Here is a 26,247-nt window from a genome sequence, read left to right as displayed (position 1 = left end):
TTGAAAGACCTTAAGCGTATTTGGCTCATCAGCCTTCTTGTGAAGCTTGTTATTTCCGCGCTGATTCCTTTAAGTGCGGATGAAGCCTACTACTGGGTTTGGTCACATAAATTGCAGCTGAGTTATTTTGATCATCCGCCGATGGTGGCTTGGCTTTTCTATCTGGGGCATTTCCTGGAGCCCTTTATGCATGCGGTTCGATGGCCCGCTGTTCTTTTGGGTCATTGCACTTTGGGATTCGGCATACTGCTTTTTAAAGATGCCCTGAGCTTAGAGAAAATACGCTGGTGGATGTACCTCGTTCTGTTCTCTCCTCTCTTGGGATTTGGCTCATTAATTGTGACCCCGGATCTTCCCGTGGTTTTCTTTTGGGTCCTATCGCTTTATTTGTTTCAAGAAGTCCTGGAGAAAAAGAATCCTAACAGTTATGCCGCCTTGGGCGCCGCTTTGGGACTTGGCTTTTGCGCCAAATATCACATCGTCCTTTTCGTTCCCTGCCTGCTTCTTTACTTCATCTTTGAAAAGAAGTGGAAGGATATCCAGTGGAAGTGGGTTCCACTGACGATTCTGACTGGACTGATTTTCTGCACTCCTGTCCTTCTTTGGAACTATCAAAATGATTTTGCCTCTTTCACTTTTCAGCTCAAGCATGGCTTGGAACGGGACTCTTATAAATTCAGTTGGACAAGCTCTTATGTTCTTGGCCAAATTCTGATTATTTTTCCCTGGGTTTTGTGGGCGGCTCTCAAAGCGAAACTTCCTGAAAAGCTTCGCTATCTTTATTACTTTGCCTGGTTCCCTCTGGTGTTTTTCTTCCTGACTTCTTTCCGCGCCTTGGTTGAAGCCAATTGGCCGATCATTGCACTGCCTGCAGTGTGCGTACTGGCGGCTTGCCATCCACAGATCCAAAAATGGCTTCGTTACTACGTTGCCTTCTGGAGTGTCATTATCGTGGTGGTTTTGACATCTCTCTTTGTCCCCGCAATTAGAAATACAAATTCAAAGATCAGCGAACCCTATGATTTCCAGAAATTAAGCTCTATCGCTCATGAGTATTCTCCCCTTTATGCAGCTTCTTACCAAATGGCAGCGTCTCTTTGGTATTTTAGCAAAGTTCCGGTGTACAAACTTCAAGGCATCAGCCGTTTTGACTTTTTTGACACGCTTAAAGAGGCGAATCCCGCAGGAAATCGTTTTTATTTAGTGAAGCGTGAGACAAATGGTTTACCTGAATGGGTTTCTCAACAACAATGGACTCATCGAGAAATTAAAAAGATTTCTCCCGATTTTGTGTTGTTGGAATTCACGCGCCAGTAAATGAGCTGAAAAGCAGCTGGAAAATAACTGGCGAAAGCCAGAATAAGAACCCTTATGAAGTCATTAGTTGTCATCGCATTTTTAGCAGTTACTTATTTCTTGTACGGTTTCTATATCAACCAGTACGAAGTCAGCACCATTCCTCGTCAACTGACTGCAGAGCACGCCGCGAATTACTATGATTATAAAGGCGTTCTCAATGTCCACACAGATTTGAGCGCAGGCTCGGCGCCAGCAAGTTTTGTTATCACCTCTGCAAAATTGGCAAATCTGGATTTCCTGATGTTCACGGATGTGAACATGTTTAATGTACCGACTACTTTTGAATCCTATCACGGCAATCTTTTGGTTTTTTCAGCAGGTAAGTACAGCTATCTCGATGCTCGCTTGATTTACTATTCCCTAAATCAGGAGGCCATTGGCAATGGACTGGGCGATGCTCAGGTAAAATTGGCGGATCTCTTGTCGCAAAAAACTGGCGCGAGCAAAGACACGCTCACGGTTTTAGCTCACCCTTACAAAGCGGGATATAACTGGAACGGTGAGATTCCAACGGGCCTGGATGGTTTCGAACTTTGGAATCAAAAAAGTCTTTCGAATCGCGCATGGGCCGAATCCAAACTTTCAGTGATCTGGAGTTTGTTGATTTATCCTTTCAACCCTCGCCTTTCGATCCTTCGTCTTTATACCGAGCCCTCTGATGAACTTGCGTTGCTCGACAAAATCAGCACGCAAAGAAAAATCGTTATCTATGCGGGAACTGAAGCCTCAGCACGTGCGATCCCTTTGGCGAATTATTTGATTCGCTTCCCCAGCTATAAAAGAACCTTTGAGGTGATGAGCAATCACATCATGTTGAAGTCAGAACTCACCGGAAGCTTTAACAGTGATCGCGTGAAAGTTTTCAATGCACTCAAAAATGGAAACTCTTATTTGGCTTTGGACATGCTTGGAGATCCCAAAGGCTTCGTCGCAACGATTGATGAAGACAACAGATCTCATTTAATGGGCTCTGAAATGAAGCTCTCAAAAAATATGATTTTGAAAGTTAAGCTTCCAGCGAAGCCAAAAGACTTCTTTGAAATTAGAGTTCTTCGCAACGGGGAAACTGTTGCCCAGGTGAATGATCCCGAAGTGAACTATCCAATCACACAAACTGGCACCTATCGCGTGCAGGTTCGCGTGAGCCCGATGTTGCCTTTGCCTGATGCTAAAAAATGGATTACGTGGATTTATACAAATCCATTTTACGTACAGCCTTAAGGTCTTTCCAGAACCAAGCCATCGACGGGTGGAATTTGGCAGCAAAGACGCTCTTCTTTCAAAAAGCCTCTGTCTTGGGCCATTTCTGCCTCAATTTCGTTTCGTGGGGGTAGGTTTTCAAGCCCCGCTCGCACAAAAACTACGCAAGTTCCACAAGTCCCAAAGCCACCGCAGGTATGATCTATCGGCAAACCCGCACGGATCGCCACATTCAAGACAGTCTCGTCCTGATGACTCACCAAGACAATCTTGTCGTCCGGTAAAAAGGTTATAGATTTTCCAGACTTAGGCTTCATGTCCGAGAACTCCTTCAAAAGGGCAGTCTTTAGTTGAAACCCCCCTTACCATTTTGTATCAATGAATTCATGAGATTCATAGCTTTTGACTTCGAAACTACCGGCACAGTTCCTGGCGTTGACCAAATTATTGAAATTGGAGCGGTTCGCTTCATCAACGGTCAGCCTGACGCTGTTTTTGCAACTTTTGTTGATCCTCTTCGTCCTATTCCGCCGGGCGCTTCTAACGTCAATAAAATCTATGACCACATGGTTAAAGGCGCACCGACGATCGACACTTTGTTGGCCTCATTTGCAGAATTCTGCGGTGATGACATCATGGTTGCGCACAATGCTCCTTTCGATGCTCAGTTCCTTACCGCAGACGTTAAGAAGCACGAATCACCAGCGCCAAAAGGGATCGTGATCGACTCCCTTCCTATCGCAAGAAAAGTCTTCCCAGGTCTTCCGAACTACAAGCTAGGAACTTTGGTTCAACACTTGAAGATCCCAACAGCGGAATTCCATAGAGCTGAGGCCGATGCAACTTACCTGGGTCACATGTTCTCGCAAATGATGAAAAGAATTTCTATCGGCGGACAAGCTCCACAGGTTTCAAACCTTGTTGCTTTGACTGGGAAACCTGAATTGCGTTTCCCACAAATTATCCGTCAGCCAAAACAAATGGATTTCTTCGGCGGCCTCTAAAAGCAAGGGGCTCTGATGACACAGACAACTGACTCCTTTTACGTCGAAACTTTCAAAAGAGAATTTCAAAAAAGAGCCACCGATTTAAAGCTGTCTTTTAACCAAGACAGCCTCAATAAAATTTCTGAGTCTCATCTAGAGGATCTTATAACTATCCCTGGTATCTTTTTCGATGCCGACACCAAAGATTTTATCTCCACAGCGGCTGGCCGAAGCTTAGCCCAGGAGCTCGCACAAGCTCCCCAAGCAAATTTAGAAAGTTTGTGGCCGCTGGTAATTGAAAGTTTCAAGAAAAACAACTACTGGGGTTTTCCAACTTACACGGAAGAGCAAACACAAAAGCGCACTGAAGCCTTCAAGGAATTGAGATCCTATATATTCACGCTGATCCAAGCGATGATTATCATGAAAGTTGTTATCTTTTATTTCGGTTTGAAAAGTGCCTCTGATGCGTCGACAACAGATCTGATCTGGACAGGCTTGGCGATTGCCTTCTCATTTTTATCGCTTTTCTTTTTTGCCTGGAGAAAAAGTCGAAAGAAAAAATAGGCTTCCTAAAAAGCCTATTTTAGTTTGCGTTTCAACGCTTCAACATCAACTGCTTTTATAGAGCCCAGTACTTCATCAGAAACTTGTTGTGCACTTTCTAGAATCAAAGCTTTGAGTTGCGCAGGCTGAAGTTCTGGTTTCAAAAGCAAGGCCTCTGCGGCCACGTGCACAACATAAGGCGCCGCCATCGAAGTCCCCGTATGGGAAATCAGTCCACCACCAATGCTTGCTGCTGATATCTTGGTTCCCGGCGCATAGATTTCCACAGTGCCCTCACCAAAGTTACTATAGCTGGCGCGCTTAAGCCCCAACGTAAGATCATCCAACGCCCCGACTGTTATTAAATTTTCATAGTGAAAAGAAGCCGGAAACTGTCGATTTTTATACTCAACAATATTCTTCCCGTCATTGCCAGAGGCCACCACGAAAAGCACCTGCGGATTTTCTTGAATCATCTTTTCAAGAGCCTTAGCAGATTTGCGCAAGCCCATGTCCCCACCCTTGTCCAACGGAAGCGAAAAGCTCATATTGATCACGCGAACAGGATGCGATCGCAAGAAGGTAGAAATTTGATTAATATACTCTACATTTGTAAAGTCTCCAGCGAAGCCAAAAATAGCGACTTCATCAAGATCTCTCGTCGCAATATGAGCAACGTGAGTACCGTGAGACATTGGTAGTCGGTCTTTAGCCAAAGAACTTCCACTTTCACTTGGCAATCCAGTTTGTGAAGTTTGATCCCAGCCAAAGACATCATCAATCCAATGATTGCCGTCATCATCACGACCGTCGAAACTCTCTTTGGGATTGTTCCAAAATTTAAACGCCAACTCTGTGTGCCCATAGTCAAAGCCAGAATCGATCACTCCAATAAGCAAGCGATCCGACTTGTTATGCAATGAAATGCGTCGTGCTCTCTCCGCTTCAGGATAGTTGGCATAAACGAAATTTAAGTCGAACTTCTTATAGGGTTGGTAGCTTTTAATTAGACGCCCATGAGTATCGACGGTTCTAAATGAAGTCACATTTTCCCCTGCCGAATCCCAAGTGAATGTCGTCACTTCTTGCAGACGTTGCTCCGTAGTATAAGTTTCTTTTTTCAAAATAATCTGGGAATTTTCAGGCGAAAAATAATCGACATAAAGCAAACGACAATCGCCCTTGTCGTAGTTCCACTTTTTTAGCAAAACCTCTGAATCTGACTCTGTACTGAAAAGACTTTGCCCAACAATTTGCCCTTCACAGGGCTGATAAGGCGATACCGTAGTAACAAGTTTTTGATTGTCTTTTGGGTAAGCGTATTTTTCATGGAATGCGATCTTTTGCTCAAGTGAATATGACATCAACTCGATCAGTTTAGAGCCCTCAAATCGCTTCACTTCCTGAAGTAACTTGGTTTCCGGAAAATAGGTGATTTTTTCAGTGATCTCGGAGGCATGAGAATGAAAGGCTGTTCCAATCAAAGAAATCAAAATTAAAAATGCGCGCATCGATTACTTCCTCTGCCTGAATAAAAAAACTCTTTCATTCTCTTAAGCAAAGGGGGTGCCCTTTAATAGTCAGCCTGTTGGAATTGAGCTGATGGCGGGTGTCTATCTTTTTGACATGCTAGGGGGACTCTAAACAGCTCCCTCGGCCGAGGGAGCTTCCAGTTCATTTACTCTTTTGCCCTGTGAGCAATCGGATATCTACGACCACGCCCGAAGGAGTGCCCGGAAACTTTCAAGATAGGAGGAGCTTGCCAACGTTTAAATTCTGTTCGCATAAGAATAGGCAAAAGCCATTTATCCGTCGCGGTTTTGGCAACTCCATTTTTTTCCACAAGATAAGCCACAGATTTATCCAAGTCTTCATATGGAGGCAAAGAGTCCTGATCTTTTTGATCCGGACGAAGTTCTGCAGAGGGAGCTCTTTCAATGATCTCAACCGGAATCAGCTCATCTTCCTTGTTGTAGTGGCGAGCCAAGGCATATACCTGCGCTTTCGTAAGATCACCAATCGGCGCCAAACCGCCACACATGTCTCCGTACATTGTCGAGTAACCGGTGGCATATTCGCTCTTATTACCCGTCGTCAAAAGCATGCTGTTTTCTTTGTTCGAGTAAGCCATCAAAGACAGCCCACGAAGTCGCGCCTGAAGGTTTTCGTTCACCAGGCTAAAGCCTTCCAACGAAATGCCTTTGGCCAAAGTCTTTACGACCTCATCATACATTGAACCGATTTCAACGATCTTAAAATCAATTCCTAAGTTCTTCGCTAGTTCATGCGCCAACGCCAGGCTTTCTGGCGAATTAAACGGGCCAGGCAAGCCAATTCCCGCAACGTTAGCCGGACCCAAAGCATCCACCGCCAAGGCCGCCACCACAGCTGAATCGATGCCTCCACTCAAACCAAGATGAACCTTCTTCAATCCCGTCTTTTGACAGAAATCACGAAGACCCAGCACTAAAGCGCGACGAAGCTCTTCGGCTGTCTCGATTTTCGCGGTTTTGTTCCAAACTTCCATCGTGTCGATATCAATCACATTGATATCTTCTTCAAAGGGAAGACAGTTTAAAATCTTTTTGCCCTTTTTATCCATCACGAAGCTTGCACCATCAAAGATGATCTCATCCTGGGCACCTACCAAGTTTGCATACATGATCGGCGCTCCAAAATAAGCGGCAGTTTTAGAAGCCACATACTCGCGAAGCTTCATCTTCCCGATAAAATACGGGGAGGCGCTAAGGTTCAAAACCATATCGATCTTTTGCTTCTTCACCTTCGCCAAGGGATTTACTTTGTAAGGAGAACATCCCTTCGTGTCGGGCCACGCCCAGATATCCTCACAGATCGTAAGGAAAAACTTTTTGCCTTTGAATTTGAAATAGTTTTTAGACATATCTCCCGGTTCGATAAAGCGCGCCTCATCGAAGACATCGCCAGTCGGAAGAAGTTGTTTGTTAAAGAAGCGGGGCTTTTGCCCTTTAACCAGAAAAGCTGCGGAATTAAAATAGGGACGACCCTTTTTTTCCGGATTGCGGGTGATCAAACCAATGATCACGCCCATGTCTTTGGGAATTCTTTTTACGAGGTCTTTAAACTCAGCTTCTTGCTTTTTAAGAAGCTCTGAACGCTCAAGAAGATCGAACGGATGGTACCCGAAAAGTGTGCACTCTGGGAAAACCACGAGCTCACACTTTCGTTGCTGTGCTTGATGAATAAATTCTAAGATTTTTTCTTTATTGAACTTAAAGTCTGCAAGTGTTGGGTTTACTTGTGCTAATGCAATTCTCATTCAATGACTATACGCCCAGAAAATCCGTCTTGGTAGCCATGCCAGTGATTTATTTCAATCTCTGGGTACTTCCAGCAAAAGTAGCCCTTCCCGTTGTCAAAATCGGCCATCCACAAACCTTTAGGCTCCCCGCCTAATTTGGCTACTTTGGTCTGCCAACGCTCAATAATGGCGTTAATTTGCTCTTCAATTACGGCCACTGAAGGGTGAGATTTATCAGAATAGGCTTCAATACGATTCACATGAGTTTTAACTTCACGACATGACTCTTCAGTAAGGCGATAAACTATCGGCAATAACTGACGTGCATCCTGCAAACTAAAAGTCTTCTTGCGATTGATCTCAATCACAGTATCCAAAGAGGCCCCCTCAAAAATGTCGTGAGAGAATCTGTATGTATGAAACACGGAGGGGTTACAACAAATTATGACCGGTGTAAGACAAGTTAAGAAAATGCATGGAAAAATTCTAAACGCATTGCAGTTAATTCTCGTCGCCCTTGGACATTGACAGTGCCTGACCACCGATAAAAATTACGAGAGCGATAATTAATGCCGCAATAAACAGGTAACGTATAAAATTTCCAACGGTGAGTTCTTCTTTTTCCTCTTGAAGGACCGTTTTTACATCTGGCTTTTTAACCATTATTTTCTTGGGCGCCGGGCCCATATCATCAGTAGCAATAACTTTTGTGCGGCCAGCATCACTATTTTTTTCTAGTTTTTTACGTTCGGACTCACTCCACCCTGACATGTTCACTGAAGAAACTTTACGGCGAGTTTGAATCGCGTAACTGCTCCCTCTGCTTCCGCCGAAAAAGCTGCCGCTTCCATTTCCGTCCAGAGCAATTTCAACAACGCGACCGCCTTGTTGGCCACCGCCTTCAATGCCCGCCGCGCCCTTTCGCGGAGCCCGTGCTAGGCGCCCACCATTTCGCGAAGCCGACCCAGCATAGCCACTCCGACCTGAGGAGCCGCCAGAAGAATCTGACCCTCCGCCCCCTGAGGAGTTCGAAGAAGAACCACTTGAACCATCTCCAGATTCGGATCCCGATCCACCTTGGCCATTAGAACCTTTTGAGTTACCAAAGCTTCCATCTTTTTTGTCAAACTGAGCAATTGTACAACCCATGTCTTTGGCCGACATCATATCGCTACCAAAACTAGGAAGGCCTCCCGTCTCAAGCAAACATGCGACGTAATCGCCCATGTAGGCATCCATATATCTCTGCATCGGTTTGAAAATCTGGTACACAAGTGCGAGGACAAGAGAGACTGAAATAATCAATAGCAGAACGTACTCGATCGCAGCCTGGCCACGATCATTAGATAGTCTAGCTGTATATTTAGATTTCTTCACTCGTGAAGGCATTTACGTCATACTACAACATATGAAATACAGACTGAATTTCAATCGCTTCCTATTTACTTTGTTCTTGTCTTTTGTCTCATTCTTAAACATCTCCTCTGCTGAATCCTCGACCTCTGGTCAGGTAAAAAAAGACAATAGCAAAGTGACATCTCCCTCTGTCGCTCCGACACCTGTCGCAGATTTAACCCCAACACCAACTAAAACGACAGAAGCTGCAACAAACACAGATGCCCATGCAGTCGCAGCGACGCCCATAGATCCCTTGGATGCCAAGATTGAAAGTTTGAAGGCAGAAATTCACAAGAATCCACGCAACATCAAAAAAATTGTCGAGCTCGCTGACTTATTCTACAAAAAACAGGATTATGAAAAGACGACTCTGCTTTTATGGAAACAAATCGACAAGCTTGACCGACCGGCAATCATTCTTTTAGCTAAAGCTCATGAGCAAAAGAAAGAGCCTGCTGAAATGATTCGCGCCTTGAATATTCTGATAGGAAAAGATGAGAAGGACTTCGAGGCTTACAGTCTGCTCGGCAACGCTTACACTCTCCAGAAGAAAAATAAAGACGCCCTCGATAGCTACAAAAAAGCCATTGAGATCAACTCCAAGTATGAGCCGGCTTATCTGGGAATCGCCAATCTTTATGAGAAACGCAATCCGCCGAATCTTTACGAATTGCGTATTCTGTTCCAAGACATGATCGACAACCTCGGCCCCAAGCCAGAGTTCTTCCAAAAACTATGCGAAGTGAATGCCCAGGACGACAACACCTTTGAGGCGGCCATTGAAACTTGCAAACAGGCGACCACCAAAGACCCAAAAACAGCAAATGCTTTTGTAAATTTAGGCAACAGCCTCAAGATTGCGGGTAAAGAGGAAGAGGCTAATGCCACACTCAAGAAGGCCGCCAATGACTTCCCGAAATCTGAATTCGCACAATACACCTATGGCAAGGTCCTAGAAGACCAAAAGAACACCGTAGACGCGATGAAATACTATAAGGCAGGTACAGAGGCTGACCCAACGGCCGCACGCAGCTGGCTGGGCCTGGCGACAATGTCATTTGAAATTAAAAAATTCGAGGTCTCATTGATTGCTTACAAGAATGCGTGCAAGTACGACCGAAAATATGCCGTGAACTTTAGAAAAGCGACCACGGCACTAAGAAATTCAAAATATACAGAATGGGTTGGAAAGTTCGAGGCAGGCGCTGAGGCCTGCCCGTAGTTCTAATTTGGGGTAACGATCTCACCTAGAAGATCGTATTCCAAACTGTCGGTGATATGCACTTTAACCATATCGCCGACTTCGGCTTGTCCGTCATTGATAAGTACAACGCCATCGATATCTGGAGCTTGGCCCCAGAAACGACCTTGCAACAACAAATCAGTCTCTTCGCTGAAACCTTCAACGATAACGTCGATAGTCTTACCAACGAAATCGCGATGTTTATCGCGGGAAATGTTTTGCTGAATCTCCATCACTGCATCGTGACGGTATTGCTTGGTTTCAGCATCAATTTGGTTTTCCATTTTTCCACCCGGAGTATTCTCTTCCGGTGAATATTGGAAGCAACCTACGCGATCAAACTGTTGATCTGCGATGAATTGCAACAACTCTTCAAATTGCTCTTCAGTTTCGCCAGGGAAACCCACGATGAATTGAGTTCTGATAACTGCATCTGGAATATGTTCGCGGATGTTCATCAAAGCTGTTTCAACTTCATCACGAGTCATTTTGCGATTCATGCTTTTCAAAACAGCATCATTGATATGCTGCAAAGGCATGTCGAAGTACTTCACGATTTTAGTGCTGTTTTTGATTACTTGAACCATCTCTTGAGTGATTCCATCTGGATACAAGTACATCAAGCGGATCCACTGAAGACCTTCAACTGCATCCAAAGCTTTCAAAAGCTCAACAGGACTTTCTTTGCGAGTTGGATCTTTACGACGAATATCCCAACCATAATCCGTGAAGTCATGGCTGATCACGATCAATTCTTTAACGCCGCCAGCAACCAAAAGTCTCGCTTCTGCCACGATCGCGTCAATAGAGCGTGATTGTAGATTTCCACGAATCAAAGGGATCGCACAGAAAGCACAACGCTTCATGCAACCTTCAGAGATTTTGATATAAGCACGGTGACCCGGTTGAGAGTTCACGCGTGGAGTTTCTTCCTCTTGCAAATAAGTTGGAAGATTGAAGAAGGTCTTTTGCTTTTCACCTTCATCTGACTTTTTCAAGATTTTTGCGATGTTTTGGAACTCACCAGAACCTACGAAAAGGTCGGCTTCAGGAAGACCTTCTACAAGATCATCTTTATAACGTTGAGTAAGGCAACCCGCGACGACGACCTTCTTCACTTTACCTTGTTGTTTCAAATCGCTCATATCCAAAATTCTTTGGATAGATTCCTTTTTTGAATCTTCGATAAAACCGCAAGTGTTCACGATAACTGTGTCAGCATCTTCAGCTTCGCCCACAACTTGATAGCCGTCCTTCATCAAAGTACCGGCCATGATCTCGCTGTCTACTAGATTCTTAGGGCAACCTAGGCTGATAAAATGGACTTTTTTATTTTCAGAGGTCTCTTGTTTCATAGGTCGGTTACCTGTGCACCTTTAGGTGGTTGATATTTAAACTTTGAACTATCTGCTTTTTTCAAAAATTGGATTTTAGAAAACTTCATCGTCGTGAGATTTCCCAAATCATCTTTGTAGGAAAGTTCTGTCATCTGATTCTTCTTTGCATCTATCACCAGATTCAAAGACTTCACAGACAATTCATTTCCTTGAGGAGCGACTTCAATTTTTACAACGTCGCTGCCCTTCTCTTCTTTAACAACTTTAAAATTCTTCTCTAAATCGCCACCCAATAAAGATGAGATGAGGATTTGTGATTTCGTCTTTTTATCAACTTTGCCACGCGCTACTTGTGGAGCCCCACCAAATTCCTTTGGAGGAGTCTGCACACTCCAAATTGTCGTGCCATCAAACACTAACAATGTTTCTTCAGGCGTGGTGTTTTCCCAGCGAAACTTTCCGTTCGCAAGATAGATCTTGCCATCGTACTTGGTCTCACGGCCTTGAAGTTCAAGTTTCACGGTTTTTTCCACATCCATCTCCACCAACTTGGCAGAACGATATTTCTTGGAAAGCTTTTGCAGTGTTTCGTTTGATTTCTGCGCAGCAAATCCAGTTACGGACAGGCTTAAGGCAAAAAACAAGATGCTGATATTTCTAATCATTCGGGCGTTATAGCAGATACCTGGACGCTCCGCAAGAGAGGCTCCTTCGTCCTAAGACCCAGACTTCAAAATGAGGGGGGCTCCCCAAAGCTTCATAGGCCGCGTGCGCTGTAGAGCCCGTAGTTAAGATATCATCGACAAAAACCCAAAGAACCTCCGTCGACTCCTTTGACAGACCTGAATATTTTTCATCTACCTCAATACGAAGTCTTTGCCTCTGTCGCTTATTAGCTCCTCTTTGATGCCTTTTTTGAGCTTTCACCAGGCAAGGAGCAAACTCCGCCTGAAGATGCGCAGCCAAGGCCCTCCCCCAGTAAAAGGCATGATCTGGCCCGCTAACTGAAGAGGGCGCTGGAACAATCCTAACCGGCAAGCTGGCAATTTCTTCGCTCATGCGCTTGTTTGCAAACAAAGGCGCAATGGTCTGCCACCGCGCTTCGGATCTGCTTCCCTTCATCGAAAGAAAAAGTGTGGAAAGCAGATCGCTTTCACCAGGGTTCCATTCGTATTGTGCGTAAATAGGATAGGGGGCTTCGTTGTAACAATGAAGGCGTTCTGATTGGAACCTACTCAGTGTTGCGAAACAGTTCGTGCAAAATTGCAGAGTGGTACTTTGCAAAGATCCGCAATGCAGACAGGGAAATACAAAGGATCGAAAGAGTTGCGTTAAGAAGTTCATTCTTGAGGGGGCGCGCAAAAAGACGGCCAGGTTAACAAATGGGACTCTTTCTTTTGACAAGCCCAACACCCCGTCCTAGAAGAAATATGAGGGGTTTATGAAAAGTATTGTAGGGGTTCTTTTCTCGTTCGCTGTTCTCATTCCATTTCTAGCTGAAGCTCGTGGCTTATCAGCGCATCGCCATGCCGGAGAGTCCTATCAGCAAGCTGCTGCTAGAAACTATCCTCGTCATATCGAGCTTGTTGGTAGCAGGCCTTCCACTCCTGACAGAATCAAGAAACCACTTCAGAAGTTAGATCTTAAAGAGATCCCTGATGTAGGTTCTCTTCCAGATTTGGAAAATCAGTTTAAATATGTTCGAGACACTCGCTTTATGGCGGACTCTCATTTCCCCCGCCGTCTTACTTGGATGTACCCGGATGACGGATGCTACGCGCGAGCAGAGATGGTTTCTCAAAAAATAATCGCCCAACACTTCACCGAGCCTAAAAAGATCTTCGTTTTCGGAAACCTTTCCGCAAAGACTACGAATGCTCCAGGGGGCTCCGTTCAATGGTGGTATCATGTCGCTGTAATTTATCGCGTAGGACAAGTGGCTTACGTTGTGGATCCGGCATTGAATCCACAGAAACCTATGACTTTGACAGAGTGGAACAAGGCCGTTGGTGGCGAGCAAACAAAAGTGCAATACGCAATTTGCTCTCATGACACCTTCGATCCAGACTCTGACTGTTACGGCCCACTTCCAATGAGCGCAGCCCAAGCAGAGGCAGAACAAAGTGGCTTCCTTCAAGACGAATGGGACCGTTTGTTAGAACTCAACCGCAGTCCAGAAAAAGAGCTGGGCGATTTCCCACCTTGGCTCTAAGCACTCATTAAATTTGAAAACAAAAAAGGAAGCCCAAGCTTCCTTTTTTTATGCGCTGAGTGAAGCAAAAGGTGCCAGGCACCTTTTGCGGTTCTGAAGCCGGCAATGCGGCAAACCTCAAATTCTCTTAATTGACCCACGCTTGGGGGACCTGCCGCACCTAAATGTTATGGTATGGCAGTTTCTTGATGATTGTGAAGGCTCGATAGATTTGTTCGAGACTCATTGCCTGAGCCATAAGGTGATTCATTACCATTGGCGAAAGAGCCACTTTCATGTCGGCGCGCTTGCGAACGTCTTCATTAACGCCAAAAGCTCCACCAATAATGAATACGGCGCGCTTCTTAGAGCTGCCTAAGATGCCTTCTACTTTTTTTGCGAATTGGATGGAATCGAAATTAGAGCCGCGTTCATCAAACAAGACAACATAATCGTCGTTACTGATGTTTTTGAGAATGAGTTCTGATTCTTCGTTGCGCTTGAAGTCTGCATCTTCACGAGCAGACTTCTTGGCTTTCAGACTTTGAACGTCGAAGGGTATAAAAAACGAGATCTTCTTCTTGTACAATTCGCAGACTTCATCGGCCCAAGCTTCTTTAGCCGTGGCGAGATTGTACAAGACGAACTTCATGACTACTGAGGTCCTGTTTTACCAGCATCTGGATCTTTCAATCCTAGATCGATACCTTGTCTCCACAAGTTTTCAAGACTGTATTCTTGACGAACAAAATCATAGAACAAGTGAACGATCAAAGAACCATAATCCACAAGAACCCAGCGGCCCTCGTCGATTCCCTCAACACTGAGTGGATGAAGATTGTATTCTTCTTTAACGGCCATCACGATATTTTCGGCCATCGCAGCCGCGTGACGTGTTGACGTACCAGATGCGATCACAGTGTATTCGCTTGGCGCAGTCATTTTCGTCAAATCAAAGGCACGAACATTGATACCTTTTTTAGCGAACAAAACATTCGCGCAGAACTCAGCAAATTTCTTATAGTCGCTGATACGCTCGCCAAGATTTCTGTAAAGCTTATGATCTTTGATATAAGACTCAACCGCCAATGGAAGATATTTTTCCACAGGCTTTCCAGTACGAAGCCATTTGCGCACTTCGCTGGAAGAAATCTCGATATCACGCAAAGTGATGAACTGAATATTACGACCTGTTGTCAACTCGATGAAGTTGAAATCGAAATCAGCTACCAAAGGCTTCAAGTAAGCCGGCATTTCATCCAATGATTCAGGAACATCGTACCCAGGACGAGTCGTGATCACCAAATTCACTTCAGAAAGAATCTTTTGATAGTCTTTCCATTGTGCCAACTCTTCAAACTTGTCAGCGCCAACGATCAAATACAAATCAGCGGCATCGTAAGTTTTGCGAAGCTCAAGAACTGTATCGATTGTGTAGCTTTTGCCACCACGTTTTAGTTCCTGGTCGTCGACGAAATATGTGTCACCGTAAGAAGCAAAAGCCAACTTCGTCAATTCAAGACGTTGTTCTGCTGTGGGGCCTTCTACCGGAGTTTTAAGAGGATTTTGAGCTGCTGGAACCACATGAATTTTAGACAAACCCATTTTCTTCGCCACTGTTTGAATGGCGTTGATATGGCCCATGTGCGGAGGATTAAAGCTTCCACCAAAAATACCGATTTTCATTATTCTTCTTCCTGTTTCAAGATTTGACGACCCAACTCAACAACAAGTTCATTGATGTTCGTGCCGGTCACAGCAGAAATGGCCAACGGAGCAGTGCCGGTTATTTTTTTGAATGAATTCAAAAGTTTCTGCAATTGATCGGAACTGAGAGTGTCGATTTTATTGAGCACAACGAACTGAGGACGCGTAGATAGAGGGAAGAAACCCTCTTTGTCCTTGTTGTTCTCATCGTACATTTTTAATTCATAATTGATGTCTTCGAAATCCTGAAGAGGATCACGTCCTGACATACCTGATGCATCTACCAAGTGAATGAAGATGCGCGTACGTTCAACGTGCTTCAGGAATTGAATTCCAAGACCCACACCTTCGTGCGCGCCTTTCACAAGACCCGGAATATCCGCAACCACAAATGAACTGTAGTCGCCCGCTTTAACCACTCCCAAGTTTGGAGTTAGGGTTGTAAACGGATAGTCTGCGATTTTTGGTTTTGCTGCCGAGATACGAGAAATCAAAGTCGACTTCCCTGCATTAGGGAATCCAATGATACCAACATCCGCGATAAGCTTAAGTTCGAGTTTAACTTCGATCTCTTGGCCTTCTTCGCCAGGTTGGGCATGCTCTGGAGCTTGGTTCACGCTGGTTTTGAAAAATTCATTTCCCTTACCGCCGCGACCGCCCTTAAGAAGAACGTGCTCATTGATTCCAGTCATATCGATGATAATCTCACCATCCATATTACGGAAGATTGTTCCCTCAGGAACGATTAATACAAGGTCTTCCGCATCTTGTCCTGTGCGCTGACGGCCAGAGCCCATCCCGCCATTTCTAGCTGCGTATCTTTTATTTTGTCTTAGATCTACAAGAGAGTTGATATGTCTTGAGGTGCGGATAACGAGATCGCCACCTTTACCGCCGTCGCCACCATCCGGGCCGCCACGAGCCTGCATAGATTCTCTGCGAAAACTGACGCATCCAGGGCCACCGTGACCAGAGGCTAATGTGATTCTAACTTCGTCGATAAATTTCATAACAGCACCATTCGAAACAGGACTTATACAACAAAAAAGGAGCCTTGGATGGCTCCTTTTTGCGTATTGAAAAAATCTCTTGGTGCTTATCGGAACCGTTTGTCTAACTTCGGCTTAGCCTGAGTAGTTTCCTACTCGGGCTCGGCTTCAGCTTATAGACTAAACTGCTTTAGGATAAACACTGATTTTGAAACGATCTTTTGCGAAACGTTCAAACTTAACGAGACCTTCGATTACAGAATAGATCGTGTGATCACGACCGATTTTTACGTTGTTACCAACGTGGAATTTAGTTCCGCGTTGACGAACAATGATAGTTCCCGCAAGAACTTTTTCTCCACCGAAGCGTTTTACGCCAAGGCGTTTACTCTGTGAATCACGACCATTCTTTGTACTACCACCGGCCTTTTTACTTGCCATGACAAACCTCTCTTAAAAAATTAATTACGCTTTTTTAGAAGTCTTTTTAGCTACTTTTTTCTTCGCGCCAGCTTTAGTTGCTTTTTTAGCAGTCTTTTTAACTACTTTCTTAGCAACTTTCTTCTTAGCAACTACTTTTTTAGCAGCTTTTTTTACAACTTCTTCGCCTTTAGATTTGTTAGCAGCGCGTTCTTTGCGAGCCGCGATGCGAGCTTGTTCAGCTTCAGCGCGTTTTGCAGCAACGTCTACTACGTTAGGCGTAGCATCTGTTTTAGTTACTTTTCCGTCTGGAGAAGTGATTGCTTTCACAAATAGTTCAGTGAACTCTTGTTTGTGAGTTGCAAACTTTCTGTATCCTTGACGACGTTTCTTTTTGAAAACGATTTCTTTTTTAGTTTTAGCTTGCTTAGTAACTACAACAGTTACTTTCGCACCTTTAACTAGAGGTTGACCAACATGAGTGGACTCACCACCAACCATCAAGATTTCGTTGATATCAAACTCTGAACCAAGCTTGTGTTCAACTTTATCAACTTGAACCACATCACCAGCTTGAACTTTATATTGCTTACCGCCAGTACGAATAATCGCGTACATCTTTGACCTCCAGCTACCCGAATTAAGCCAATGACAAATGCCACTTCGCACTAGGCTTTGTCAACCTAATACATGCTATTTTTTTCAGCTTTTCAGGAAGAAGAAGAGATTAAGCCTGGCGCTGATTGTTGGCAACGAAAAAGAAAGATTTTTTAAGAAACTGGATGTTCCCGAAAATCTTCCTCTTATCATGTAGTTAACTATCAGCTACGGCTTCAAAAGTTCACGCTTATAAGCGTCACCGAGTTTGAATTGAGGATTATTCACCACGGCCTCAATGAGCTTACGTTGGTTTTCATAGTTAATTTGTGCAGAAACACTCGAGGAGTTTTTATACGCAATAACGCGCAACTCATTCTTTTCGCGGTTTAAAGCCTCAAAAATGGCCTCCGCTTTCTTTGCAGAATCACGCTCCATCGCAAAGCCCTTAATAAAGTAGTCCGACGCCTTCTCGTAGCGCTCAGCTCCTGCATTAATTCTCGCCGCTACATTATAGTCTCTGGCTGACTTCGGCGCCTTGGCTTCATTCATGACCACTTCCAACGAGTCTGCCGCCGATCTATAGGCCTGCCTTGCCTCTGAAACCTTGCCCTCAGCCTGAAATCTTTCGCCCGTCAGTCGCATCGAATTTGAAGAGTTCTTCGCCGCTTGAACATCACTAAAAGTGCCCGCCAAACCTTGTCTCATCATCAGGTCCCGCTCGGAGTCAGAGAATCCTGCCTTCTTTAATATGTCCGCTTTTTGTTTCAGATCTGTTGCAGAGTAGGAGCCATATCCACGGCCTGTCCCTGCGGCCACCTCATGGGCGTCTATAAGTGCCTGCTTTTCAGCTTTGGACAAAGCTCTGCCCAAAGACTTTTCTGCGGCAGCCACTCGCTCTACATTTGATAGCTTTGCTGCCTTCTGAAGATCGGCCGCGCTGGCAACTGCCCTTGCGACTGTGCCTGCTTCGGCAGCCTTCTCCGCTTCCAGAGCAACACCGGCGATTTTTGCGATATTATTGGCCTTGGCGGCCTTCAACGCCACCCCCGCAGGGCCCGCAGCTAGTGTCGCTACATTGGCAATAGCTTCGCACACCATCGCGGCAGCTTGTTGGGAGTTGTAGCACTGAAGCTGAACACCCATCTCCTTGAGTTTGTCCTTCGCTAAAGCAACCAAATCCACAGATGGACCCGCTTGAGCTTTGCCCCACTCCATGAACTCCTGCTCATCGGCTGTGTAGTTTGGAGTTCTCGACATGATTTTAGCTGTGATGGATCTGCCTACTTCATTGGACTTATCAATGCGTGCCAACTTGAGAGTGGATTTGACTGATGCACAATTTGCTTTTGCCAACACCGCATCTAAAGGTGGATTCACTCTTAGAACTTTGGGAACGCTCTTGTTATATTCAGTAAATAAATTCTTTTTGAGTTGGAAATCGCTGTCACAGATCGCATTTTCAGCTTGGGTATTTTGATAACTTATTACGGCCTTTGCCGCACCTTCACCAATTGCGGTTCCAAGACTTACAAAAGTATCTGCAACGAAGTTCCAGCCACCGATGGCACAACCCGATGAGTAGTTCCAAGAGGTCTCAAAGGCGCGCGAGAGTGAATTTTGGTCGTGGCATTGCAAAGCCTTCTCTTCGGGCTTTTGACCATTGGCCCGCATCTTCGCAAAGAGATCCTGGCACTGTTTTGACTTCAAAGTTTCTATGCAACTGCTTGTTGAAATTGCCTTAAGGCTGGAGGTGTTCGTCTTGCCAGTCGCACAAGGCTCTGACCATGACTGCGTGGAAAATAGAAGTGCAAATATGAGAACAGCCAGTTGATTCATCTAGGCCTGATCGGCCCCTTCTTCCAAGGACTCAACTGGTCCATGGTAGAGGACTTGTTAACAAGTCCTCATCCCACGCTACACGAAAAATATCTCATATTGTTCTAAGTGATAATTCGGTTCAATCTTGAAGGCGACAGAGCGGCCGAGTTTCTTTTCGATACTCTCAAGACTCTCCCCTTCAACTTCATAGATCCAATCCACGACTTCACTGTGGCAATGAATCACCACATTGGTTTTTTTGTTCGTTAGCATGTCGGCATCGCGCTCCAACTCACGGAAGATCTCATTCGCCACTGTGGATTTGCGCTTGATATAGCCTTTACCGTCGCAATAAGAGCATGGTTCGCACAGAGTCTTAATCAAACTTGGGCGAATACGCTTACGGGTCATTTCAACCAATCCCAATTGAGACATTGAAACAACGTTTGTTCTGGCGCGGTCCTTTTCAAGCTCCTCAGCGAAAGCTTCCATCACTTTTTCGCGATGAGATTCCTTTTCCATATCGATGAAGTCGATAATGATAATACCGCCGCAGTTACGAATTCTCAGCTGATGAGCCGCCTCGCGAACCGCTTCCAGATTTGTTTTCAAGATAGTATCTTCAAGATCTTTTTTGCCGACAAACTTGCCGGTGTTCACGTCGATGACGACCAGTGCTTCCGCCTCGTCAATCACGATGTATCCACCAGATTTCAGCCATATCTTTCTTTCCATCGAACGAGAAATCTCGATATCGATGTCATAAAGATCGAACAGGGGCTTGCGCTCTTCATAAAGAACGATGTTCTGTTTGTATTTCGGCATGAACTGCGAAACAAATTTCACAACTTTTTTGTGAATTTCAACGTCATCCACCCAAACGCTCGTGACATTTTCACTCATTAGATCGCGCAGGGCACGAAGTTCGACATCAAGCTCAGTGTGAAGCGCCCCTGGTGTTTTTTTCTTCTCGTAATTCTTAAAAATCTCTTTGCTCAAGCGATCCAAATACTCGATATCGGCCTTGAGCATCTCTTCAGAGGCTCCTTCGCCCGCGGTTCTTACAATGACACCGCCGGAAGGATTGATTTTTTGCACGAGCTTGCGAAGACGCTCCCGCTCTCCCTCATCTTCAATTCTGCGCGAAATACCAAGATGACGAACCGTCGGCAAAAAAACCACGAAACGACCTGGCAATGACAAGTGAGTCGTCAGGCGTGCGCCCTTTGTACCAAGAGGATCTTTTGCCACTTGAACCAGGATGGATTGCCCTTCTTTTAGCAGATCTTGAATCGGTGTTTTGATATTGTGATGTGTGGGTGGCTTGTCGTCGTCACCATCCATCTCAAGAGGTTCATCACGATCCACGTTGGTCAGAAAGTTGTCGTCAACGTCTTCACGAATATCGCCGACATAGAGAAAAGCCGCCTTTTCCAGACCGATATCCACAAAGGCCGCCTGCATTCCTGGAAGAACACGAATGACTGTTCCGCGATGAATGGCCCCGACCAAAGTTGGTGATGTTTTTCGTTCGATCTTCAAATCTGAGAGAACGCCGCCGTCGACATAGGCAACACGGGTTTCCTGAGGTCTAACATTGATGAGAATTTCTGCAGACACTTTACCTCCGGGAACTGCTTACACTCCGATATAGTCGGAGAGGGTCTAGCTTTGCTCCAAGCAAATCTGAAGCGGGACTTAGATCATTAATTCAATAGTCCAGAAACAAGACCCATGACAAATAATATTCAATATTGAAACACAACTTGCCGAAAAGATCACTGAATTAGCATCTTTATGGAGTGAATGATGGCAACAATTGATGAACTGTTTAAACTCATGGTTGAGCAAGGAGCGTCGGACTTACACGTGACGAGTGGCGCCGCACCTTTTCTTCGTCTCCATGGTAACATGGTTCCGCTGAACTATCGCGAACTCACAAATCAAGACGTACAAGGTCTGATCTTCGAAATTCTTTCTGAAAAACAGAAAAAAGCCTTCGTCGAAAAATGGGAACTGGATTTTGCCTACACCCTTGCGGGCATCGGTCGTTTCCGTTGCAACATCTTCATGCAACGAAAAGGACTTGGCGCCGTTTTCCGTATTATTCCTGAGAAAATTAAAACCGCACAAGAATTGGGACTTCCACCTGCAGTGATGGACATGATCGATTGTGATCGTGGTTTGATCTTGGTTACCGGGCCGACAGGCTCTGGTAAATCAACAACGCTGGCCGCTTTGATTCATCAGATCAACATGACACGCGAATCACATATCATTACGGTTGAAGACCCTATCGAATTCGTGCATCCCAACATTCGCTCTTTGGTGAATCAACGTGAAGTTGGAAGCCATACGAAAAGTTTCGGCAATGCCTTGAAGGCTGCTCTGCGTGAAGATCCGGATATCTTGCTCGTGGGTGAGTTGCGTGACTTGGAGACTATTTCTCTAGCCTTAACTGCTGCAGAAACAGGTCATATCGTTTTCGGTACTCTTCATACAAACAGTGCTGCGAAAACAATCGATCGTATCATCGACGTTTTCCCAGCGGGGCAACAAGCTCAAATTCGCACCATGCTTGCGGAAAGCTTGCGTGGAGTTGTCGCACAAACCCTCTTCTCTCGAGCGGACGGCCAAGGGCGCGTGGCTGCTTATGAAATCATGAGAAACTCAAAAGCCATTGCCAACCTTATTCGTGAGGGCAAAGTCCATCAAATTGCTTCAGCAATGCAAACTGGTGCAAACCAAGGCATGATCTTGTTTGAGAAATACATTGAAGATCTTGTTAAAAAAGGAAAGGTTTCAGCAACAGATGCGAAAACTTTCTTGGGTCAAGCCGGCAGTGGTGACACCGTTGCCGGTGGTGGATTGGGTGCCACTAAAGCAAAAGTTGGATAAAGCACCCTGCGACATTGCTGGAATATAAACACTAACGGAGAGTATCCCAGAATTTGCGGATACTCTCTTGTTCTTTAGGCGCTGACTTTCTGGTCATCTTAAATACAAGTGCTCTCGGTTTCGCATTTAAAAACCCGGCAATCACTCGGCGCTCAGGAATTTTTGCCTGCTGATCTTCGTCGTCCAATTGCGCTTCGCAGGTTTTTCCGGTGTGAGATGCAAATATCTCGATTTTTTTGACTCGCAAAGAGATCTTATCCAGTGGACCAAATATCTTTTCTAGAATTTTCTCACACAGGCCCTTATCCATAGGGACCGCTTGAATGTCTTTAAACTCATAGACATCGGCAATACGCGCATCACTCTGCTCATGAGTTCGTGTGACAACTCCAACAAAATCCGCGGTCTTTCCGAAGTCGATGAATTTCAAATCACCTCTGCCCACAAAATCTAAAAGCTCCTTGGAGGTGAAGGGTGCTGGTGTCCCTTTGTTCCCGCCCTGGGCGATTACCGAAGTGATGATTGATGCTGAAAGTACAAATAAAGCTAAGATCCTAGACATCATTTAACTCCAGCCTGGCTGTTTGAGTTTCTGCTTTTCTTAGCTTGAGCTTCTTTGATTTTTTCTACAATGCCTGCGAATTTAGCCTCACTGGATCTATCAAAGTCCACCCCCTGAATAGAAACACTCTTTTCACCGTTAACCTTGGCCGCGTATGTTGTCCCGTTTTCCAAGGTGACGTTAAGAATTTTGCCATCAAAACAAGCCTTCGTGACGTATCCATCATCCACACTGATTTCACCGGGCTTCCAAACATAACCTTCGAGCTTAAGCTTCTCCCCCACTGTGCGAATTTTTAAACCCGCCGTCACAAGAAAGCCATCGGTCGTCAGCATCGCTGGTAATTTTTGGATAACTTGAGGGAAGCTTGCACTTTTAGCAGCAAATTCTGTTGCTGTGCTAACACAGGTGTCTGCTGCGATGGCAGATATTGAAAAAAGAAAGCCTACCAGAATGGTCCAAAGAACTTTGCATTTACTCATTCCTGTATTTTACCCAAATTCACAACCAAAAGTAAACGGGACTAAGTAGAGATTTACGTTAGTGCAGCTAATAATGCCCTAGTGACAGAAGTATGGTTTTAGACTACCTTTTTCCCTTACATCAATCCTAGAGGCTTAGGCCGTCCAGGATTGGCAAAAAAGGACAAAGACGTGGAATTAAATCGTTATATCGACCACACATTATTAAAACCCGACGCACAAATGGAACAGATTGCGAAGCTTTGCCAGGAGGCTCGCGATAATAACTTCTTCAGCGTTTGCGTAAATACTTCTTACGTAAAAGCCTGTGCAGACCTTCTTAAGGGGTCTTCTGTCAAAGTTTGTTGTGTCGTAGGCTTCCCTTTAGGAGCCATGGATTCAGTATCAAAGGCTTTTGAAACACAAACAGCCGTTACTAATGGTGCTCAAGAAATTGATATGGTTATTCAAGTAGGCGCGCTCAAAGATCGCCGCTTGGATTATGTTCGCGACGACATTAAAGCCGTCGTTATGGCTGCAAAAGGCCATACAGTTAAAGTAATCATCGAGACATCCCTTTTATCAGAGGAAGACAAAACTCTTGCCTGCCAAGCGGCCCTCGAGGCAGGAGCTCACTTCGTGAAAACCTCTACAGGTTTTGGCGGCGGCGGTGCCACCGTAGCTGACGTCAAACTTATGAAGTCGGTTGTTGGCGAAAAAATGGAAGTGAAGGCTTCCGGTGGTATTAAAGATATTCAATCCGCAATGGCTTTGATTGAAGCTGGCGCAACAAGACTTGGTACAAGCTCAGGTGTAGCTTTGGTTCAAGGTCAAAAAGTTCAAGGTGGTTACTAATGGCATTTCTTCCAGCCGAAATTATTAAGACTAAACGTAACGGTGGCGAACTTACTTTCAACGAGATCAATGAATTTATTCTTGGTTATGCGAAAGGAACTATTCCCGACTACCAAATGTCAGCCCTTTTGATGGCGACATTCTTCCGTGGCATGACTAAAGAGGAAACATTGTCTTTGACGAAAGCTATGCTTCACTCCGGAGAAGTTGTCGACTTTTCTTCTGTCCCGGGGTTCAAAGTTGATAAACACTCCACTGGGGGCGTTGGCGATAAAACAAGTTTGATTCTTGGTCCTATCGTTGCGGCTGCCGGAGTTCCCGTTCCAATGATCTCAGGCCGTGGCTTGGGCCACACTGGCGGAACTTTAGATAAGCTCGAATCCATTCCTGGATTCAACACACAAAAGTCTTTGACTGAGTTTGTAAATCTGGTTCGCGAGCATGCAATTTGTTTTATCGGTCAAACAAAAGAGATTTGCCCAGCAGATAAAAAGATCTACGCACTTCGTGATGTCACTGCAACAGTGGAAAGCTTGCCATTGATCTGCGCCTCCATCATGTCCAAGAAGTTGGCTGAGGGCATCGACGGGCTGGTTCTGGATGTGAAGTTTGGATCTGGAGCATTCATGAAAACTCCAGCCTTGGCGGAAGAGTTGGCTCTGAATCTTATGGCCATCGCAAAGGGCTACGGAAAAAAAGTAACATCATTGCTTACTAATATGGATCAACCTTTGGGTCGTTTTGCTGGAAACTCTTTGGAAGTGGAAGAGTGTGTGGCAATTATGAAAAACGAAAAGTTTATCGGCGCACACGGGTACGATCTTTATGAGGATACTCGCGAACTCAGTTTGCGACTTTCTGCTCACATGTTGCTTTTGGCGGGTGTCGGCAAAAACGAGACAGAATCTTACAAAATTGCTGAAGATATCCTGACTTCTGGAAAAGCGATGGCGAAATTTGAAGAGCTTTGTTCTATACACGGTGGCAATCTTTCGGCATTACCGAAGCCGAAGCACAGCGTCGTTATTAGCTCTGACAAACAAGGTTATGTTCATGGCTTCCACACTGAAAGCATTGGTATTGCAGGGATTTTAATTAAAGCAGGGCGCGCGCAAACAACCGATATCATTGCTCCAACAGCAGGAATTGAGTTCCATGTAAAAGTGGGAGATGAGGTTCGTAACGGTGATGCAATATTCACTCTGCATGGCGACGATAAAGATCTACTTAATTCAGCAGTGCCTATGTTGAAATCAGCGATCAATATTTCCTTGCCAAAAATTACAAAGCCTAGTTTGATACTCAAAGTTTTGAGCTAAAGCTCAAGGACAAAAGGGAGAACGTTTTGGTACTTAATAAGCTTCAAGAATCAGTCAGCTTCATTCGCACAATTACTTCGGCTAAACCGAAGATCGGTGTTGTATTAGGCTCTGGCTTGGGCTCATTTGTTAAAGACGTTGAAGTCGAAACAACGATTCCCTACAAAGACATCCCGCACTTTTCTCCTCCGACAGTTGAAGGACATTCCGGCAACTTGATCTTTGGAAAAGTCGGCGGCCAGGCGATTGTGATCCTTCAGGGTCGCAATCACTTCTATGAAGGTCACAGCATGGAAAGTGTTGTGCATCCAACTAGAACTTTGGCTTTGCTGGGTGTTGAAAATCTTATTCTTACGAACTCTGCTGGCGGCTTTGGTGAAAACATGTCTGCCGGCGAATTCATGATTATCGAAGATCATATCAACTTGATGGGTACGAATCCTTTGATGGGTCCGAACATCAAGGAACTTGGTCCAAGATTCCCAGATATGACTGAAGCTTACGACAAACGCATGATCAACATCATGGAGCAAGTTCTACAAAAACAAGGAACTCGCTACCACAAAGGTGTTTATTGCGGCGTAAGCGGTCCTACTTATGAAACTCCGTCTGAAGTTCGTTACTTGAAATTGATTGGCGGAAAAGCAGTGGGCATGAGTACGGTTCCTGAAACTATCGCAGCGAACCACTTGGGTCTTCGTGTCGCGGCTTTGAGCTGCATCACTAATTTGGCTGCGGGAATCTCTAATCAAAAATTATCTCATGACGAAGTGACTGAAACTGCAAAACGAGTTGAGATGCAGTTCACTTCTTTCCTTAAAGAATTCATCGGTCATATCTAATGCTGGATCACCCGGACCTTTTACCAGGTCCGCGCTGACAAATTAGTTCGCTTCAAATAATAAATGAACAAAAAACCCCTCGCTTAAAGAGCCCGACCTGGGAAGCTTTGAGCGCGTCAGTCGTTCTTTTTCTTGCGTAATTCCAAATATTTAAACTTATGAACGAAAATTCATCGAGATGAGGGATCTCCCCGCCCCCGTCCGTTTAAGATCTAGTCCCGCAGAATCTAGCCTCA

The 26,247-nt window shown here is 45.0% G+C and carries 26 protein-coding genes; 10 read left to right on the top strand and 16 right to left on the bottom strand.

Annotated features, from left to right (window positions below):
• The gene (locus NWE73_RS01445; protein WP_277576488.1) at window positions 1-1,317 is read left to right on the top strand and encodes an ArnT family glycosyltransferase; all 1,317 of its coding nucleotides are present in this window, start codon (window positions 1-3) and stop codon (window positions 1,315-1,317) included.
• 54 nt (window positions 1,318-1,371) lie between these two features.
• The gene (locus NWE73_RS01440) at window positions 1,372-2,580 is read left to right on the top strand and encodes a hypothetical protein (protein ID WP_277576487.1); all 1,209 of its coding nucleotides are present in this window, start codon (window positions 1,372-1,374) and stop codon (window positions 2,578-2,580) included.
• Here NWE73_RS01440 and NWE73_RS01435 read toward each other — a convergent pair.
• Window positions 2,577-2,876, bottom strand: a complete 300-nt coding sequence (locus tag NWE73_RS01435) for a 2Fe-2S iron-sulfur cluster-binding protein (RefSeq protein ID WP_277576486.1) — start codon at window positions 2,874-2,876, stop codon at window positions 2,577-2,579. The two genes, NWE73_RS01440 and NWE73_RS01435, sit on opposite strands and share 4 nt — an antisense overlap.
• 69 nt (window positions 2,877-2,945) lie before the next feature.
• On the opposite strand from NWE73_RS01435, the gene NWE73_RS01430 reads away from it, so the two are divergent.
• Together NWE73_RS01430 and NWE73_RS01425 are read left to right on the top strand one after the other, a co-directional pair.
• Window positions 2,946-3,563, top strand: coding sequence for a 3'-5' exonuclease (locus tag NWE73_RS01430; protein WP_277576485.1), 618 nt, complete (start codon window positions 2,946-2,948; stop codon window positions 3,561-3,563).
• A gap of 15 nt (window positions 3,564-3,578) precedes the next feature.
• Entirely contained in the window at window positions 3,579-4,112 is a 534-nt protein-coding gene (locus tag NWE73_RS01425; RefSeq protein WP_277576484.1) for a hypothetical protein, read from the top strand.
• A 14-nt stretch (window positions 4,113-4,126) separates the two neighbouring features.
• Here the strand turns inward: NWE73_RS01425 and NWE73_RS01420 are convergent, their stop codons facing one another.
• The 4 genes from NWE73_RS01420 to NWE73_RS01405 all read right to left on the bottom strand — a co-directional run bounded on the left by NWE73_RS01420 (window position 4,127) and on the right by NWE73_RS01405 (window position 8,748).
• Window positions 4,127-5,602 carry a S8 family serine peptidase gene (locus NWE73_RS01420; protein ID WP_277576483.1) on the bottom strand — a complete coding sequence of 492 codons (1,476 nt, stop codon included), beginning with the start codon at window positions 5,600-5,602 and terminating at the stop codon, window positions 4,127-4,129.
• Between the two features lie 167 nt (window positions 5,603-5,769).
• Window positions 5,770-7,389: an NAD+ synthase gene (locus NWE73_RS01415; protein ID WP_277576482.1), complete on the bottom strand. Its 1,620-nt coding sequence runs from the start codon at window positions 7,387-7,389 to the stop codon at window positions 5,770-5,772.
• Window positions 7,386-7,739, bottom strand: a complete 354-nt coding sequence (locus NWE73_RS01410; protein WP_277577280.1) for a DUF2203 domain-containing protein — start codon at window positions 7,737-7,739, stop codon at window positions 7,386-7,388. Before NWE73_RS01410 ends, NWE73_RS01415 begins: the two co-directional genes overlap by 4 nt.
• 133 nt (window positions 7,740-7,872) lie before the next feature.
• A complete protein-coding gene (locus tag NWE73_RS01405) occupies window positions 7,873-8,748 on the bottom strand; it encodes a hypothetical protein (protein WP_277576481.1) in 876 nt (291 codons plus the stop codon).
• A 31-nt stretch (window positions 8,749-8,779) separates the two neighbouring features.
• Between NWE73_RS01405 and NWE73_RS01400 the strand changes: the two genes are divergently transcribed.
• The gene (locus tag NWE73_RS01400) at window positions 8,780-9,991 is read left to right on the top strand and encodes a tetratricopeptide repeat protein (protein ID WP_277576480.1); all 1,212 of its coding nucleotides are present in this window, start codon (window positions 8,780-8,782) and stop codon (window positions 9,989-9,991) included.
• Between the two features lie 2 nt (window positions 9,992-9,993).
• Here NWE73_RS01400 and rimO read toward each other — a convergent pair whose 3' ends face one another.
• A complete protein-coding gene (gene rimO, locus NWE73_RS01395; RefSeq protein WP_277576479.1) occupies window positions 9,994-11,367 on the bottom strand; it encodes a 30S ribosomal protein S12 methylthiotransferase RimO in 1,374 nt (457 codons plus the stop codon).
• A complete protein-coding gene (locus tag NWE73_RS01390) occupies window positions 11,364-12,014 on the bottom strand; it encodes a LolA family protein (RefSeq protein WP_277576478.1) in 651 nt (216 codons plus the stop codon). Before NWE73_RS01390 ends, rimO begins: the two co-directional genes overlap by 4 nt.
• Window positions 12,015-12,790: 776 nt before the next feature.
• Between NWE73_RS01390 and NWE73_RS01385 the strand changes: the two genes are divergently transcribed.
• Window positions 12,791-13,561, top strand: coding sequence for a protein-glutamine glutaminase family protein (locus tag NWE73_RS01385; RefSeq protein WP_277576477.1), 771 nt, complete (start codon window positions 12,791-12,793; stop codon window positions 13,559-13,561).
• A 160-nt stretch (window positions 13,562-13,721) separates the two neighbouring features.
• Here NWE73_RS01385 and NWE73_RS01380 read toward each other — a convergent pair whose 3' ends face one another.
• The 7 genes from NWE73_RS01380 to NWE73_RS01350 form a co-directional block, all read right to left on the bottom strand.
• A complete protein-coding gene (locus tag NWE73_RS01380) occupies window positions 13,722-14,192 on the bottom strand; it encodes a 23S rRNA (pseudouridine(1915)-N(3))-methyltransferase RlmH (RefSeq protein ID WP_277576476.1) in 471 nt (156 codons plus the stop codon).
• A 2-nt stretch (window positions 14,193-14,194) separates the two neighbouring features.
• Window positions 14,195-15,226: a nicotinate (nicotinamide) nucleotide adenylyltransferase gene (gene nadD / locus NWE73_RS01375; RefSeq protein WP_277576475.1), complete on the bottom strand. Its 1,032-nt coding sequence runs from the start codon at window positions 15,224-15,226 to the stop codon at window positions 14,195-14,197.
• Window positions 15,226-16,257 (bottom strand): GTPase ObgE, encoded by a 1,032-nt coding sequence (gene obgE, locus NWE73_RS01370; RefSeq protein WP_277576474.1) that lies wholly within the window; start codon window positions 16,255-16,257, stop codon window positions 15,226-15,228. Before obgE ends, nadD begins: the two co-directional genes overlap by 1 nt.
• 159 nt (window positions 16,258-16,416) lie before the next feature.
• On the bottom strand, window positions 16,417-16,677 hold the full coding sequence (gene rpmA / locus NWE73_RS01365; RefSeq protein WP_277576473.1) for a 50S ribosomal protein L27: 261 nt from the start codon (window positions 16,675-16,677) through the stop codon (window positions 16,417-16,419).
• Window positions 16,678-16,701: 24 nt separating this feature from the next.
• Window positions 16,702-17,274 carry a 50S ribosomal protein L21 gene (rplU, locus tag NWE73_RS01360; protein ID WP_277576472.1) on the bottom strand — a complete coding sequence of 191 codons (573 nt, stop codon included), beginning with the start codon at window positions 17,272-17,274 and terminating at the stop codon, window positions 16,702-16,704.
• Window positions 17,275-17,481: 207 nt separating this feature from the next.
• Complete coding sequence (locus NWE73_RS01355) at window positions 17,482-19,092, bottom strand: hypothetical protein (RefSeq protein WP_277576471.1); 1,611 nt, start codon at window positions 19,090-19,092, stop codon at window positions 17,482-17,484.
• 78 nt (window positions 19,093-19,170) lie between these two features.
• A complete protein-coding gene (locus NWE73_RS01350) occupies window positions 19,171-20,694 on the bottom strand; it encodes an Rne/Rng family ribonuclease (protein ID WP_277576470.1) in 1,524 nt (507 codons plus the stop codon).
• 189 nt (window positions 20,695-20,883) lie between these two features.
• Here NWE73_RS01350 and NWE73_RS01345 point away from each other — a divergent pair, with 189 nt between their 5' ends.
• The gene (locus NWE73_RS01345) at window positions 20,884-21,972 is read left to right on the top strand and encodes a type IV pilus twitching motility protein PilT (RefSeq protein ID WP_407652931.1); all 1,089 of its coding nucleotides are present in this window, start codon (window positions 20,884-20,886) and stop codon (window positions 21,970-21,972) included.
• Window positions 21,973-22,003: 31 nt separating this feature from the next.
• Here NWE73_RS01345 and NWE73_RS01340 read toward each other — a convergent pair whose 3' ends face one another.
• Window positions 22,004-22,534 carry a hypothetical protein gene (locus tag NWE73_RS01340; RefSeq protein ID WP_277576468.1) on the bottom strand — a complete coding sequence of 177 codons (531 nt, stop codon included), beginning with the start codon at window positions 22,532-22,534 and terminating at the stop codon, window positions 22,004-22,006.
• Window positions 22,534-23,016: a hypothetical protein gene (locus NWE73_RS01335; protein ID WP_277576467.1), complete on the bottom strand. Its 483-nt coding sequence runs from the start codon at window positions 23,014-23,016 to the stop codon at window positions 22,534-22,536. Before NWE73_RS01335 ends, NWE73_RS01340 begins: the two co-directional genes overlap by 1 nt.
• 171 nt (window positions 23,017-23,187) lie before the next feature.
• Here NWE73_RS01335 and deoC point away from each other — a divergent pair, with 171 nt between their 5' ends.
• From deoC to NWE73_RS01320, 3 genes are read left to right on the top strand one after another with little or no spacing between them, the layout of a single operon-like run.
• Window positions 23,188-23,850 carry a deoxyribose-phosphate aldolase gene (gene deoC, locus NWE73_RS01330; RefSeq protein ID WP_277576466.1) on the top strand — a complete coding sequence of 221 codons (663 nt, stop codon included), beginning with the start codon at window positions 23,188-23,190 and terminating at the stop codon, window positions 23,848-23,850.
• Window positions 23,850-25,169, top strand: coding sequence for a thymidine phosphorylase (locus tag NWE73_RS01325; RefSeq protein ID WP_277576465.1), 1,320 nt, complete (start codon window positions 23,850-23,852; stop codon window positions 25,167-25,169). The genes deoC and NWE73_RS01325 overlap by 1 nt, the downstream gene beginning before the upstream one ends.
• Window positions 25,170-25,195: 26 nt before the next feature.
• Window positions 25,196-26,011, top strand: coding sequence for a purine-nucleoside phosphorylase (locus NWE73_RS01320; RefSeq protein WP_277576464.1), 816 nt, complete (start codon window positions 25,196-25,198; stop codon window positions 26,009-26,011).
• The last annotated feature ends 236 nt before the right edge of the window (window positions 26,012-26,247 follow it).

Source organism: Bdellovibrio svalbardensis (assembly GCF_029531655.1).
GTDB lineage: Bacteria > Bdellovibrionota > Bdellovibrionia > Bdellovibrionales > Bdellovibrionaceae > Bdellovibrio > Bdellovibrio svalbardensis.
This window is presented reverse-complemented; position numbering and strand designations above follow the sequence as displayed.

Coding starts and splice junctions, on each gene's coding strand:
- NWE73_RS01335 (WP_277576467.1), bottom strand. CDS start 23,016: ATGAGTAAATGCAAAGTTCTTTGGACCATTCTGGTAGGCTTTCTTTTT.
- NWE73_RS01400 (WP_277576480.1), top strand. CDS start 8,780: ATGAAATACAGACTGAATTTCAATCGCTTCCTATTTACTTTGTTCTTG.
- NWE73_RS01435 (WP_277576486.1), bottom strand. CDS start 2,876: ATGAAGCCTAAGTCTGGAAAATCTATAACCTTTTTACCGGACGACAAG.
- NWE73_RS01355 (WP_277576471.1), bottom strand. CDS start 19,092: ATGAATCAACTGGCTGTTCTCATATTTGCACTTCTATTTTCCACGCAG.
- rimO (WP_277576479.1), bottom strand. CDS start 11,367: ATGAAACAAGAGACCTCTGAAAATAAAAAAGTCCATTTTATCAGCCTA.
- obgE (WP_277576474.1), bottom strand. CDS start 16,257: ATGAAATTTATCGACGAAGTTAGAATCACATTAGCCTCTGGTCACGGT.
- NWE73_RS01345 (WP_407652931.1), top strand. CDS start 20,884: ATGGCAACAATTGATGAACTGTTTAAACTCATGGTTGAGCAAGGAGCG.
- NWE73_RS01390 (WP_277576478.1), bottom strand. CDS start 12,014: ATGATTAGAAATATCAGCATCTTGTTTTTTGCCTTAAGCCTGTCCGTA.
- NWE73_RS01420 (WP_277576483.1), bottom strand. CDS start 5,602: ATGCGCGCATTTTTAATTTTGATTTCTTTGATTGGAACAGCCTTTCAT.
- NWE73_RS01415 (WP_277576482.1), bottom strand. CDS start 7,389: ATGAGAATTGCATTAGCACAAGTAAACCCAACACTTGCAGACTTTAAG.
- NWE73_RS01425 (WP_277576484.1), top strand. CDS start 3,579: ATGACACAGACAACTGACTCCTTTTACGTCGAAACTTTCAAAAGAGAA.
- NWE73_RS01440 (WP_277576487.1), top strand. CDS start 1,372: ATGAAGTCATTAGTTGTCATCGCATTTTTAGCAGTTACTTATTTCTTG.
- NWE73_RS01380 (WP_277576476.1), bottom strand. CDS start 14,192: ATGAAGTTCGTCTTGTACAATCTCGCCACGGCTAAAGAAGCTTGGGCC.
- rplU (WP_277576472.1), bottom strand. CDS start 17,274: ATGTACGCGATTATTCGTACTGGCGGTAAGCAATATAAAGTTCAAGCT.
- rpmA (WP_277576473.1), bottom strand. CDS start 16,677: ATGGCAAGTAAAAAGGCCGGTGGTAGTACAAAGAATGGTCGTGATTCA.
- NWE73_RS01325 (WP_277576465.1), top strand. CDS start 23,850: ATGGCATTTCTTCCAGCCGAAATTATTAAGACTAAACGTAACGGTGGC.
- nadD (WP_277576475.1), bottom strand. CDS start 15,226: ATGAAAATCGGTATTTTTGGTGGAAGCTTTAATCCTCCGCACATGGGC.
- NWE73_RS01385 (WP_277576477.1), top strand. CDS start 12,791: ATGAAAAGTATTGTAGGGGTTCTTTTCTCGTTCGCTGTTCTCATTCCA.
- NWE73_RS01430 (WP_277576485.1), top strand. CDS start 2,946: ATGAGATTCATAGCTTTTGACTTCGAAACTACCGGCACAGTTCCTGGC.
- NWE73_RS01340 (WP_277576468.1), bottom strand. CDS start 22,534: ATGTCTAGGATCTTAGCTTTATTTGTACTTTCAGCATCAATCATCACT.